The sequence below is a fragment of the Bacillus sp. NTK071 genome (assembly GCF_017303315.1).
GTDB lineage: Bacteria > Bacillota > Bacilli > Bacillales > Guptibacillaceae > Guptibacillus.
Genome location: NZ_JAFKOI010000003.1, coordinates 138,036 through 151,746, shown reverse-complemented (window position 1 = coordinate 151,746; position 13,711 = coordinate 138,036). Strand labels below are relative to the sequence as shown.

Here is a 13,711-nt window from a genome sequence, read left to right as displayed (position 1 = left end):
GTTTATGCCCCTTTCAAATTTGCTTCAATCGCCGTCCTTAGCTCTTTCTTATCCATAAGATTGTTAAGTTTAATCACATTTCGGTTGCCATCTTCAAGGTTTTCAACAATTTCTGTAGATCCTAAGTAGAAATCTGCTGTTTCAGATTTACTAGTTGTGAGATCAGTATGATCCACTTCAGCTTCAATACCAAGATCGTTCAAGATCGTTTTGACGTTCATTTCTACGATAAAGCTGCTTCCAAGTCCATTACCACATACAACAAGAATTTTTTTCATTTTCATTCTCTCCTTTTAATTTGAGTATTTTGATACGAGTTTGATAATATCTTCTTTTTCTGTAGCGCCATAAATCATTTCTAGGTTTTCTTCTTCAGATAATAGATCTGACAGTTGAGCGAGGGCTTTAAGATGGGTTTCGTTATCCACCGCAGCTAGCACGATTAATAATTTCACCTGATGCTTGTCTTTAGATGAAAAGGATACTGATTCATCTAATCGAAGTAAGCTCATCCCGACTGTATTAACACCCTCTTCAGGGCGAGCGTGAGGAATTGCAATACCTGGTGCAATCACAACATAAGGTCCCAGATCTTCAACATTTTTGATCATGGCATCAATATAAGATGAATTGATTTGCTCTTTCGTTAGAAGCGGCAATGCAGCCGTTTTAATCGCTTCTCTCCAATTTTCGGTGTGTGATGCAAATTGAATCGTTTCTTCGTGTAGTAAGTCATTTAACATAGGTCTGTCAAACCTTTCTATTGATAGAGTAGCTGGTGATGGAGCGAACAATTGATTTAATTCGTTCTTTAACTCTTTTTCGTTCGTAATGGTGCCGTATTTTTTCATTATTTCAATGATATCGTCTGTTGTAGGTGCTGTATGATCGTTCGGTGTTGATTGCACTTCTTCCATCCAATGAAGAATTTTCTCTTTGTCCTGCTGGGTCAAAATTGGACTGACAGTTAGGACTGGCAACGTTTCGTGTTGGAGTGGGGAAGTAGAGAAGATGTAATCCACATCGTAGTGGTTGTTCAAGAATTGTCTTCTTGAAACCGTTCCGATTACTTCGACGTTTGTCAGAAGCTTTTCTAGTTGGCCTCTTAAAATGTTCGAAGTTCCAATCCCCTTTTCACAAACAATAATGGCTCTCCCAAACGTTACACCTGAGATCTCTTCCTTCTGCATCCAGGCACCAAAGTGCATAGCGAGATAGGCTAATTCGTCATCTGGTAGTTTATGAGATAGCATCAATTCAATCGGCCAGACGGCACGCTTCGTAATAGAGAAAACCTCTGGATATTCTTCTTGAACAGATGCTGTCAATTCGTTGTTAGTAGGAACATTATACTTTAAGCGATAATACGTCGGTTTAAGGTGAAGAAAGAGGGCTTCTTCTAGTTCTTCTCGTTGTTCGAAAAGTACACAAGCATATACTTGGAATTCGTGAATTATTTCACTAACTACTTTTCTAAGCTTCTCAATCTCAAGATTTCCTATCGCACTTACTTCTGAATAATTCACCCTTGATCCAAGTAGTTGCATCGTGATGAAACAAATCTCGTCGATCGATAGGGAGAGTTTAAATTGATGTTCTAATTCCAAAGCGATGCTCTTAGCTGCTTCGAACTCTCTCGTTGAGGAGACGGCTTGTTTTTCATCTGGATCAAGCTGAATACGGTGCTCACCTTTTAAACGCTGAAGAAGGACAACGAGCTGAATAGCTAGAACTTGAATCGTGTCGTCTGTTAACTCTGCCTTTAAGACCGGCTCGACATTCATAATGATTTGCTTCATTTGAAATAAATTCGAATAGGTGTTTTCTTCACCGTTCTTTAGCATGGGATACAGAAAGTTCGTCATTTCTGTTAGCTGCTCATTCGTTAGAACCTCTGTCATAAACCGACTTAAGATTCTACGCATATTCTCCTCTTTTCCTTCGACAGTGTAACCTTCGGATCGTTCAAAGTGTAATGTTAATTCTTCTTCTTTTAGTAGTTTCTTAACTAGTTTTAAGTCCTTTGAGACTGTGCCTCGACTAACCTGTGTGCGTTTGATGAAGTCTTGCATAAACACTGGTTGGTTTTTCGTTAGAAGTTCTACCCCAATTAACGTGACACGTTCCATTTGAGAGTAATGGTATTGCCATTCATTAAGTTCCTTCATCAATGTAGGAACGGTTTGTTTCGTTTCTTCTGAGAGGTAATAGCCTAGTCCCTGCTTTGTTTGGGTAATGGGAAGCTTATTCTCTTCCAACCAATCATTAATCTTCTGCAAGTCATAATGTACCGTTCGTTTTGAAATTCCTAGCTGCTCAATTATATGTTCGACAGTGACTAATTCAGTTGCGTGAACAAGTTTCGTTAATAGAAATGTGCTTCTTTCATCAAGTGGCATGGAGATCTCCAACTCCCTTACAATTGCAAAATGATACGGATGAAACAAATCATGATTTGATAGTGCTAAGTATATCGCTTACATCATAAACATGAAAGGGTTTGCAACGTTCAGTTTTTGTGATTGATACATTTGCAAAATTGAACACATGTGTAATGTGGATAGGAAGAAGTTTATTTACGGTATAGATGGATGAAGATAAAGAAATGAAGAGGTATGAGAGGGTGATGACTATTTTGGTAGAATTCGTCATATGTGGTTTAAAAAGGGTTTGTCTAAAAAGCCACACTTAGCTGATTGGAGCGGAAATCACTACTCTTATAGCAAAAGCAACCATGTTTGCGAAAACAGCCTCAAGAAAAGCCGAAAAAAAATAAAAAGTCCTGCTCCCTGGCAGGACTTTCTAGCTATACGATAAAGTTGAGGAAGAGTGCAGACGTGGTGTGATTTCCTTTACTAGCTCATCACCTTTACCTTCTGCATATAAATCGAGCAAGTTCTCAGCGATTTTTTGCTCAACTTCATAGGTGAGTCCAGTATGATAGTCGATGAGGAAATACATCTTACCTTGCTCATAGATTCCTGACAGCAGCTCATACTTATCATGCTCGAAGTGTACTTCTGTACCATACTGAGTCATTTCAAGATAAGTTTCAAAAGGGGTAATGGGGAAAGCTTTTACTTTGTTCATGTTAATCCTCCTGGTCATATATTCGTTTTCAATAGAAAGTCTAACCAATTGGTAATCTATTTATACATATTAATAGATTAAAAGAGTAAAAGCATTTTAAGAGCAAGATTGTACTGGAAGAAGCTTCTTCAAGCTATTACTTTGACATCTTCTTACTTCTGCTGTATCTTAATTCCTAGTTATTATATACGAATTATTTAGATTGGCTGTATGAGGAGGTTAACCAATGAAGAAAATCTGGTTGAGTTATATAAATGCTTCGTTAATTCTAAAAATATCCGTAGCCCTCATATTGGGCATTGCGGTTGGGGTCGTTTTTGGTGAGGATGCAGCTGTTTTAGCACCATTAGGTGATCTATTAATCAAGTTGCTATCATTTCTTATTATTCCACTTGTTATTTTTACGCTAATTGTTGGGGTTAATCAAACGAAACTATCGAACCTGGGCAGTATGGGTGGGAAGGTATTCCTTTACTATACGTTAACATCAGCATTTGCCATAATTGTTGGGTTAACCGTTGCTAGTTTATTTGATCCGGGTACTGGGTTATCACTTGATCCAAATCAATCGTTTGAAGTTCCTGAAAATCCAGGTATTATCAGTGTTCTATTAAACATTGTCCCTTCCAACATTGTGACGGCGTTCAGTGAAATGAATTTACTTGGAATCATCTTCACAGCATTCGCTTTCGGGATTGCCATTTCTGCATTACGAACTTCAGCAGAGCACGCTGAATTAGGAGAACACCTCTACAAAGTTGTAGAAGGCTTGAATGAGGCAACTTTTAAAATTATGAACGTTGTTCTTCAGTACGTTCCAATCGGTATCTTTGCGATTATTGCTAAGACAATTGGAAACCAGGGATTGGATACGATTCTGTCTCTTGGGAACATGATTGCTGTGCTTTATATTGCGTTACTCGTACAGGTTGCCATTTATGTGATCTTCCTAGTCTTTTTCAAAGTTAGTCCGAAAGAGTTCTTCTCTAAAGCACGTACACCGATGATTACGGCTTTTGCTACACAAAGTAGTTCCGGTACGTTGCCGTTAACTTTGAATGCAGCAAATGGCTTGGGTCTACCAAAAAGCTTGTATGGATTTAGCTTACCGCTTGGTGCAACAATTAATATGGATGGGGCAGCCATTCGAATTGCGATCTCAGCGGTATTTGCGGCTAACGTCGTGGGTGCACCGTTAAGCATTACTGACATGCTCATGATTGTGATTGTTGGTACATTAGCAACGATCGGTACAGCAGGTGTTCCGGGTGCTGGTATTGTAATGATTGCTACTGTTTTTGCTCAGGTTGGATTGCCGATGGAAACTGTTGCATTGTTAACAGCCGTTGATGCCTTAGTCGGAATGGGCGCTACGGCGTTGAACGTAACAGGAGATCTCGTTGGGGCAACAATCATTGGACGGAAAGAAAAATCGAAGTAATAGATAGAATGAGAGACCAGGCGGTTGGCCTGGTCTTTTTTAATATTTCTATGTAAAAATCCGACAAATACAAGCACTTATTTCTAAAGTTCACCTATTTACCCTTTAAATAATCTAAATTTTATAATAATATTGTCTTTAGAGCTTTTATGTGTAAAAGGGAATGGGGGATATGGGTGGCAGATCAATTAAAAGGAATATGGAAAGATTGGCGTTTGCATATGCTTGTTTTTGCTATTGTTGCGTTAACTGAGTGGATTGGAGTATTTTCGTTTACGGTGGGGCCGGGTGTGGTTTTACTGTTGCCGATGCTATATGCGATGTTAATCGGATTAGGATTGTTTTTCACACCTGTTGTAAAAAAGAAGCAGGCACTGAATGCTGAGCCACTAATTGTTCTTGGTGTAACGCTATTAATTGCCAAAATCGGTGTAATTATAGGACCATCTTTACCAAAATTAATTGAAGCAGGACCAGCACTATTGCTTCAGGAGTTTGGTAATCTAGGTACTATTTTTCTTGCACTACCAATCGCTGTCATGCTGGGCCTAAAAAGAGAGAGCATTGGCATGACGCACTCTGTTGCAAGGGAGCCGAACGTTGGATTAATCGTTGATAAATATGGGTTCAATTCGCCAGAAGGAAGAGGCGTTATGGCGATTTATATTTTCGGAACGGTATTCGGTGCGGTTTTCATGGGAGTGATTTCAGGGTTCCTCGCGACTATTACTCCAATTCATCCGCTGTCCTTCGCAATGGCATCTGGCATAGGGAGTGGAAGCATGATGGCTGCTGCTAGTGGCTCGCTCGTTGCGGCTTTTCCAGCGTTTTCTGATGACATTATTGCTTTTGCAGGAGCAAGTAATTTGCTATCGCTCTCTACTGGTCTTTATATGAGTATTCTCATTGGATTACCTCTTACGGAGAAAATGTATACCGTACTAACAAGAAAGAAACAGCGTAATGCAGAGATTGGGAAGGGGGCGTAAGGATGTTATTGAAAAATATACAAGAATGGACATTGTTGTTGCTCATTTTCGGAGTGATTGCCGCGGTCGGAAATTGGGTCGGATATAGTGTGTTCCCGGTTTCCGCATTACCTGGTATGGTTGTATTAATCATTATTTGCCTTGTTGGACTTATTCTGCAGCACGTTCTACCTGTTAATATACCGAGCGTTGCTTATATAGGAATCATTGGTATTATCGTATCTATGCCTGTTATGCCGGGATCAGAGTATGTAGTGAAGTGGACGCAGGATATTAATATCCTAGCGCTTGCGACACCGATACTCGCATATGCAGGAATTGCGATTGGACGATCTTGGACGGATTTTGTGAAGCTAGGTTGGAGAAGCATTGTTGTCGCAATGTTTGTGATGGTCGGTACGTTTCTTGGATCAGCGCTTATCGCTGAAATGGTACTTCGCATGCAAGGTTTGATTTAATAGACTCCCATTCGGGGGTCTTTTTCATTTGAGAAATGTAGGCAGTTTTTCGAGAAGAGCAATTGTTGAACAGTGGGTTTTCTCGATGTTTCCAGATAAGTCAGCTGCAGGGAGATGAAAAAGGTTGATTGATTTTGAAGAGGTGAACCAATCTTTTCGGTGTGGGGCTGTATGCGTAACATCGTTCCAAACTGAAAGTGGAGGGCTATAGATTTTTGGTCCTTTTATAATAGTGCAGTTCTTCAGCTCCCGTCTTGCGTTAGGCTCGCCATCTTTCACAGTGTTGTATAAATGTGGCCAGTAGTCTTTTCTTGAGCCTGTGTGTGGATGTGATTCTGCCCATTCAAGCACACTACGCACGACCTGTTCACTAGAAAAAAGCTGGGCATATAGCCTTTTACCAAGGTTGATCCTTTCCTTTACATATAAAAAGTGATGCGCTGTTTCTCCCATTAAATGAACTGCATTACCATTTTGCATAGGAAAAAGCAGCGTATTAGTATTTAATAGTTCCTGTAGTTGAAAGGCAAGCGTTTGAAAAACAGTTTGCTGATAATCTTTCATTTGGATGACACGTGATTCGATGTAATGTTGCTCATTAATGATAAGGGCGATTGTTAGAAGATCTGATTTTCTTTTTGTTAAGAAATCATTCCAAGATATTCTCATAAAGGAAGAGACATGGAATGCAGGTAAAAGGTGAAAAAGAGAATGTGTTTTTTTCATGCTTTCATGATAAAGAAGCAGTTGCGGATAAGCATCTTGGAAAATAAGCCAGTTCCCACGTTCTAAGAATGAGAAAAAAGCTTCTTGTTGCTTACGTGTAAGAAGACGAGGAAGGTATTCGCCTTTTAGATCTGTCATCGTCCAACCTGCGTTACGTGATACAAGATGAGCAAGCATTGACCAGTGAATCTCAGGGTGTTGCTTAAAGAAATCAAGATAAGCTTTCGTGCGTGTAACGTTGTTTCGATTGTATGTAGCCGTTTTCTGTTGAATAGTTTTGATAAGCTGTAACTCACTTTGTGTAAAGCGAGACATTGGTGGTTGCTTGTTATGCTGTAGCTCTTTTAATAGGAAGGTTGAAGGGGAGGTATTGAGTGATGATTGAAATAATGATTTGAGAAACGCCATTAGCAAATCCCCCCTGCTCTTCTTTCTATATATCTATGATGCTCTTGATAAGAAAGAAGAGTGGAGTTCGTACTTCGCCACCCATTTTGTATGAATAAGGTATGGATAATCTTTTGCACGTCTTGACCTATTACGAGGGATTGTAAGCGTGTATGATAGAAGTATTATCCATAAGCTTAATCATTTTGCTAATACATGATTTTTTACACTTTTTATTTAAGAGCGAAGTACTTTGAGGGGAGCGCTAACAGGTTATGTCCAATGGCGAGTTTAAAAGGAAGCTTGAATCTGATGAGCTTCTCCAAATTATTTTTGACTATGCTGCCGAAATTACTGTGGAACACAAACTAGACCGACTTTTAATGCTCATGGCTGATATGGGACGGGATATGACAGTGGCTGATCGTTGTATACTCTGGATTCATGATGAATGGACAGATGAACTATGGGCAAAAGTCGCTCACGGTGTGGACGAAGTACGTATTCCTTCAAAAGCTGGACTTGCGGGGTATGCGTTTCAAACAACAAAACCTCTCATAATTGCGAATGCCTATGAGGACGAACGGTTTCATTCAGATATTGATGTGAAAACAGGCTATCGAACGAAATCACTCTTGGTGATTCCTTTAATAAATAAGCAGAATAAAACGCTTGGTGTTTATCAGGTAATCAATAAGTTAACGGAAGATGAAGTATTTACAGCGCAGGATGTGAAATATTTAAGTCTTGCAGCTTCTTATACAGCACAAGCCCTTGAAGCAGTGCTCATGAACATTGAGGTAGAAGAAGCTCAGAAGGAAATTATTTTTAAGATGGGCGAAATTGGTGAAGTGCGCTCAAAGGAAACGGGTAATCATGTTAAGCGTGTAGCAGAATATGCTAAGTTTCTAGCGATTAAAGCCGGGTTAAGTGAGGAAGAAGCAGATCTAATTAAAGTGGCTTCGCCAGTGCATGACATTGGAAAAGTGGCCATTCCTGATGCTATTTTGAATAAACCAGGCAGGCTATCTAAAGAAGAATATACAGCTATTCAGGCTCACTCAAATATCGGCTATGATTTACTGAAGAACTCGAATCGGAGTATTTTACAAGCTGCTGCTGTGATTGCGAAACAGCATCATGAGCGGTGGGATGGTCGAGGGTATCCAGATGGTCTTAGCGGTGAGAACATTCACTTATACGGACGAATCGTCTCTGTAGTAGATGTATTTGATGCACTAGCTTCAGATCGCCCATACAAAAAAGCGTGGAGCATTGAGCGCATTACTACCCACTTCAATAAAGAAAAAGGCAAGCAGTTCGATCCAACTCTAATTGATCTCTTTATCAAACATTTAGACGGATTTCTGGCGATTAAAGTACAATATGATGACTATTAGAAACAAGAGCGCAAATCGTAACGGTCGATTTCTGTTTTGAAGTACAAGCACATAATTGCATGAGAAAATGGTATTTGAATTCGAAACATAAACATCAAAAAAATCGTACAAAAAACGGTCAGTGGCTAATGTGCCTCTGACCGTATATTTTTTAATAGTTATGCTTCATTAAAGCTCCCTATAGATGAAAATCTATTTTCAAACCTAAAATATGGTGGAACTGATTACATAGGAGACAAACGCTTTGATGGTAGTTGCGTTCTCATCCATTTTAAGCTAAGAAGTCACAAGAGAGATTTCAAACGCCTACTTCGGCAAGGTCCGGAGGGGGATGGCGAGACTCCTGTGGGATGAGCATGACAGGTGAGACCCCAGAAGACGGAGCCTGAGGAGGCTCAGCGCATGCCCCGCGGAAAGTGAGTCATCCCCCGGAGAACCTTATCTCCATACATTTATCTCGAATTTAATTTTTGTATTAAACTGGCCTTTAATAAAATGGAGCAGCAAATTGCATAGATTTGACGCTCTTTTTTCCATTCATGTAAAGGAATGAAGCTCAGAAAGTTCTCTCTCAAGTGTTTCTGCGATCGCTCTCATACCAGAAATGCCTGCTTTACTCTCTGCGTCAGCATTGTAATTTGTATTGGTATTCACATCATACGTGAACAGGTCACCGCGCTCATTCTGAATGCACTCAATTCCTGCAAATGTAATGCCGTTCGCTTTTAAGAAGGCGGCATAATTTGCAAGAACAGGATGATCAAAATCCTCTATAATTTCAAACTTCGGTCTAGGCTGTTCTGTAGTCGGGCAGAATGAATCGCCTACCTGACAAGCATCTGCTGGACAAAGCTCAAAACCGTCAGATGTATCGACACGGACAGCATAGAGAAACTTACCACCTACGAATTCGCAGCGTGTAATGGATGAGTCTGGTGATTGAATGTATTGCTGAAGCAATGTAATGCCATCGATTGATTCATCGAAATTTTCACTTTCTACATACGATTTAAGCGATTCAGGCTGTTGGAAAAGTTGAACACCGAGTCCTTTTCCAGCTCGATTATGTTTTGTAATGAACGGCTCGCTGAAGGAATCTGCTGCTTTCTTAAGGTGATCTTTCCCAACCGCTGCAATGGTTTTTGGTGTGACGATGCCATGTTGTCTCAGCGCATTATACTGAGCAACTTTGCTCACTTCTAACGCTAGAGCACGGCTGTCATTTAGTACTCGACGCCCATGACTTTCAAGCCATGAGAGTACGGCAGCTGTATATTCTGGTGCATAGCGATGTCCCCTCGTATGAGAAGATGCGCTCATGCGATTATAGTAGATCCCTTCAGGTGGAACGTCTGATAAATCGAGACTTCCTTCGCTTAAAAACCAATCCTCGTATGGCACATTAAGTGTCTCTAGCTCATGCTTAAGTGGCTTCGTCCACTCGTCATTTTCGTGAATGATGTATACTTTTGCACTCATGTTATGGCCTCCTTCACAAATAACCGTTAAAACCTATCATTTTACTCAAGTATAAAGCACAATTGCTTATAATCCCAGTGAAAACGTTTAAGTCAAATAAAAAGGCTCTTTTCGTAGATATTGTTGCTATAGGAGGTTGATTTCCGCTCCAATCAGCGAATTGTAGTGTTTATTTCAACAATAGTTTCAAAAGCAACAATCTTTTATAAAAGAGCGAATAAAAAAACAGAGCCATGTAGGCTCTGCATAATGAACTAAATTGACCAGTTCCCATCTCGGAAAATAGGTTCACTTGATCCATCTTCTTTAATGCCATCGATATCCATCTGCTCAGATCCAATCATAAAGTCAACATGCGTCACACTTTCGTTGGCTCCAGCTGCTTCTAGTTCTTCCTTAGACATGTTCTTACCGCCTTCAAGGCAGAAGGAATAAGCATTGCCGATCGCAAGGTGATTAGAAGCGTTCTCATCAAACAGTGTATTGAAGAAAATAATCTCAGCGTTTGAAATTGGAGAATCATGAGGGACGAGTGCCACTTCCCCAAGGTAATGGGAACCTTCATCTGTTTCAATGAGGTGTTGTAGTGTTTCATTCCCGTGTTTCGCTTCCGCTTTAACGATTCTGCCTTCTTCAAATGTAAGAGAGAAGTCTTCAATGACAGTTCCGCCGTAGCTAAGTGGCTTAGTTGAAGCAACAACGCCATTGATTCCATTTCTATGAGGGATGGTGAAAACTTCTTCCGTCGGCATATTCGCAACGAAATGGTCGCCTTTCACATTCTCGCTCACGCCGCCTACCCACAGATGTGCGTCAGGTAGCTCGATCGTTAAATCGGTACCAGGTGCTTTGTAATGGAGTTTCTTGTAGTGCTTCTTGTTCAAGTAATCAACTTTCTGTTCAAGATTTGCACTGTGTTCTTTCCAAGATTGAACGGGGTCACCTGTTGAAACGCGAGTTGCCTGGAAAATGGCATCCCATAGTTTGGCTTCCTGTTCTTCTTCAGGTGCGTCAGGAAAGACTTTCGCTGCCCACGCTTTAGAAGGAACAGCTACAACTGACCAGCTATTATGGTCTGACATGATGTAATTACGGTACCCTTCCATTGCTTTTCCAGCTGTTTTGCTCGCATTGGAAATACGTTCAGGGTCTACACCTTTAAGTAGATCTGGGTTAGACGATGTAATCGAAAGGAACGCCGCTCCGTTCTCTGCCAGTTCCTCGAAGCCTTTAGCTTTCCACGTTGGGAATTCTTTGAAAGCTTCGTCTGGAGCTTTATCAAATTTGATGCGCGTTAAATCTTCGTCGTTCCATTCGACATGAACATTTTTTGCTCCAGCTTCATAAGCGCTTTCTGCAATGTTACGCACAAACTCAGCTGATGTTAGTGGAGCATTCACAACAAGAGTTTGTCCCTTTTGAATATTAACGCCAACTTTAACCGCTAAATCTGCGTATTTCTGTAAATTTTCATGAAAGGTAGCCATAGGTAAGGATCTCCTTTATCTCAATAGTCATACAACTTAAGTGTATCAGATTTCTTACTTTTTAGTAATTTATTCCTCCATTACAGTTCGATAAAGCAAGTTTCTGGCAATAAACCCTCCATTCGGGATATGTTATAAGTAAATCTTCTATATTGGAGTGGTAGAGAATGAGTACGAATTATGAGCTTGCAACATTTGCCGGTGGCTGTTTCTGGTGTATGGTTGAGCCCTTTGAAGAAATGCCAGGCATCCAAAGCATCGTATCTGGATATACAGGTGGAGATAAGCCTTATCCAACTTATGAAGAAGTGATTTCAAAAACTACGGGCCACGTTGAGGCCGTTCAAATTACATTTGATCCATCTGTTTTTCCATATAGTAAACTGTTAGATCTGTTTTGGCGTCAAATTGATCCAACAGATGCAGGCGGACAGTTCTTTGATCGAGGCGACACGTATATCACGGCGATCTATTATCATAATGATGAGCAGGAGAAGCTTGCTGAGGAGTCTCGTAAAGAGCTCGAAGCAAGCGGCCGATTCCAGAAACCAATCGTGACAAAGATCCTTCCTGCCAAACCGTTCTATCCAGCGGAGGATTACCATCAGGATTATCATAAGAAAAACCCAGCTCATTACAACCGCTATAAGAAAGGTTCTGGTCGCGCAGATTTCATTGAAAAGAATTGGGCGTATCAGAAAGATGATGCGGAACTTCGCGAGCGATTAACTCCTGAACAGTATCAAGTAACGCAAAAGAACGGTACAGAGCGTCCTTTCCAAAATGAGTATTATGACAATAACAAGGCAGGGATCTACGTTGATATCGTTTCAGGCGAGCCACTCTTTAGCTCAACAGATCAGTATGATGCAGGTTGCGGTTGGCCAAGTTTCACACAACCAATTCATAATCATCGCGTGAAAGAAAAGAAAGACCTTAGCCACTTTATGATTCGAACGGAAGTGCGCAGTAAGGAAGCCGATTCTCATCTTGGCCATGTCTTTAATGATGGTCCTGGAGAGAATGGCCTCCGCTATTGCATTAATTCAGCTGCGATGAAATTTATCCCAGTGGAAAGTCTTGAGGAAGAAGGTTACGGCGAATATCGAGTGCTTTTTGAATGAAGGAAGTTGACGTAGCCATTGTTGGTGGCGGCATTTCTGGCATTGTTGCCGCAACTAAGCTGATTGAAAGTGGAAAAGAAGTTCTTGTTCTTGATAAAAGTAAAAGCGTGGGCGGTCGTCTTGCAACAAGACGAATCAACGGTGGCAAGGCAGATCACGGCGCTCAATTTTTTACAGTGGGAACAGAAGAGTTCCAGCAATTAGTAGATCATTGGGGGCAGAATGGCTGGGTGTCTAAATGGTTTGGTGAAAATCATGCAAGATACAAGTCGACGGATGGGATGAATCAATTGGTAAAGCACCTCGCGAGCGAGGTGCCAGCCCGGTTGTCCTCTAAAGTTGAGCGCATTGAGCATGATGGTCATTTCTACGTGCTATTTCTTGAAGAAGGAGATAGTGTTAAAGCGCGCGCTGTCCTTTTAACTCCACCTGCGCCACAGTCACTTAAGCTTCTTCAAGCAAGTGATATTCAGCTATCAAATCATGCCCATCAATCACTCAGTCGTATTGTGTTCGATCCTGCGCTTGTTGGTTTGCTTGCATTGAATGAAGAATCTGCCACAACACTTCCGAATTCGGGGCATCAAGACGCAGATTTGCCCGATGGGATTGAACGAATTGTTGATAGCTATTCTAAGGGAATCTCAAAGGAACGAATTATCAGTATTTATGCGACGTCAGAGCTATCGAAATCTTTTTACTCAAAAGAAGATGAGGTAATCTTGACTGAACTCATGAATAGAGTATCTCCCATTATTCATTCTGAGCACGTTTCGTCTTCTCAACTTAAGAGATGGCGTTATGCGCAGGCTGAACAGGTTCATTCCTCTCCAACGCTTTGGGTGTCAGAACAGGAATCAATTGTTGTGGCTGGAGACGCCTTTTTACGAAGCGATGATCAATCTGGGAGAACTAGAATTGAAAGTGCGGTCTTATCAGGCTTAGATGCTGCAAATGAAATGAATGATGAAATGGAGAGAAAGGCTTCGATCTGAAGCCTTTCTTTTTTCTTTCATTTCCTTTTAGAAAGTTTTGAAAATAAAGCGATGTTTCATGCCTATTCAGTTATAATAAAAACATGGTAAATATTACAAAGTTATTCAGCGATATAACCAACCAAACTTATAACA

General features: G+C 40.7%; 12 protein-coding genes. 6 read left to right on the top strand and 6 right to left on the bottom strand.

All coding sequences use genetic code 11. From position 1 onward, the window contains the following. Positions 1 to 2: 2 nt before the first annotated feature. The 3 genes from JI666_RS08475 to JI666_RS08465 form a co-directional block, all read right to left on the bottom strand. A complete protein-coding gene (locus JI666_RS08475) occupies positions 3 to 278 on the bottom strand; it encodes a PTS sugar transporter subunit IIB (protein WP_136946554.1) in 276 nt (91 codons plus the stop codon). A gap of 15 nt (positions 279 to 293) precedes the next feature. Continuing rightward, positions 294 to 2,399, bottom strand: coding sequence for a BglG family transcription antiterminator (locus tag JI666_RS08470; RefSeq protein ID WP_206890739.1), 2,106 nt, complete (start codon positions 2,397 to 2,399; stop codon positions 294 to 296). Positions 2,400 to 2,802: 403 nt separating this feature from the next. Beyond that, a complete protein-coding gene (locus tag JI666_RS08465) occupies positions 2,803 to 3,090 on the bottom strand; it encodes a hypothetical protein (protein ID WP_206890737.1) in 288 nt (95 codons plus the stop codon). Between the two features lie 226 nt (positions 3,091 to 3,316). Here JI666_RS08465 and JI666_RS08460 point away from each other — a divergent pair, with 226 nt between their 5' ends. From JI666_RS08460 to JI666_RS08450, 3 genes are all read left to right on the top strand, one after another. Continuing rightward, the gene (locus JI666_RS08460) at positions 3,317 to 4,531 is read left to right on the top strand and encodes a dicarboxylate/amino acid:cation symporter (RefSeq protein ID WP_206890735.1); all 1,215 of its coding nucleotides are present in this window, start codon (positions 3,317 to 3,319) and stop codon (positions 4,529 to 4,531) included. 176 nt (positions 4,532 to 4,707) lie between these two features. Continuing rightward, positions 4,708 to 5,520, top strand: a complete 813-nt coding sequence (locus JI666_RS08455) for a DUF3100 domain-containing protein (protein ID WP_240688029.1) — start codon at positions 4,708 to 4,710, stop codon at positions 5,518 to 5,520. 2 nt (positions 5,521 to 5,522) lie between these two features. Continuing rightward, positions 5,523 to 5,978 carry a hypothetical protein gene (locus JI666_RS08450; protein ID WP_206890734.1) on the top strand — a complete coding sequence of 152 codons (456 nt, stop codon included), beginning with the start codon at positions 5,523 to 5,525 and terminating at the stop codon, positions 5,976 to 5,978. Between the two features lie 24 nt (positions 5,979 to 6,002). Here JI666_RS08450 and JI666_RS08445 read toward each other — a convergent pair whose 3' ends face one another. Continuing rightward, positions 6,003 to 7,112, bottom strand: a complete 1,110-nt coding sequence (locus tag JI666_RS08445; RefSeq protein ID WP_206890732.1) for a DUF2515 family protein — start codon at positions 7,110 to 7,112, stop codon at positions 6,003 to 6,005. A 254-nt stretch (positions 7,113 to 7,366) separates the two neighbouring features. On the opposite strand from JI666_RS08445, the gene JI666_RS08440 reads away from it, so the two are divergent. Continuing rightward, positions 7,367 to 8,491, top strand: coding sequence for an HD-GYP domain-containing protein (locus tag JI666_RS08440; protein ID WP_206890729.1), 1,125 nt, complete (start codon positions 7,367 to 7,369; stop codon positions 8,489 to 8,491). Between the two features lie 537 nt (positions 8,492 to 9,028). Here JI666_RS08440 and JI666_RS08435 read toward each other — a convergent pair. Together JI666_RS08435 and JI666_RS08430 are read right to left on the bottom strand one after the other, a co-directional pair. Beyond that, positions 9,029 to 9,970: an ATP-grasp domain-containing protein gene (locus JI666_RS08435; protein ID WP_206890722.1), complete on the bottom strand. Its 942-nt coding sequence runs from the start codon at positions 9,968 to 9,970 to the stop codon at positions 9,029 to 9,031. 254 nt (positions 9,971 to 10,224) lie between these two features. Then, complete coding sequence (locus JI666_RS08430; RefSeq protein WP_206890720.1) at positions 10,225 to 11,457, bottom strand: aminopeptidase; 1,233 nt, start codon at positions 11,455 to 11,457, stop codon at positions 10,225 to 10,227. 167 nt (positions 11,458 to 11,624) lie between these two features. On the opposite strand from JI666_RS08430, the gene msrB reads away from it, so the two are divergent. After that, positions 11,625 to 12,581: a peptide-methionine (R)-S-oxide reductase MsrB gene (gene msrB, locus JI666_RS08425; RefSeq protein WP_206890718.1), complete on the top strand. Its 957-nt coding sequence runs from the start codon at positions 11,625 to 11,627 to the stop codon at positions 12,579 to 12,581. Continuing rightward, the gene (locus JI666_RS08420; protein WP_206890716.1) at positions 12,578 to 13,576 is read left to right on the top strand and encodes an NAD(P)/FAD-dependent oxidoreductase; all 999 of its coding nucleotides are present in this window, start codon (positions 12,578 to 12,580) and stop codon (positions 13,574 to 13,576) included. Before msrB ends, JI666_RS08420 begins: the two co-directional genes overlap by 4 nt. Positions 13,577 to 13,711: the final 135 nt, after the last annotated feature.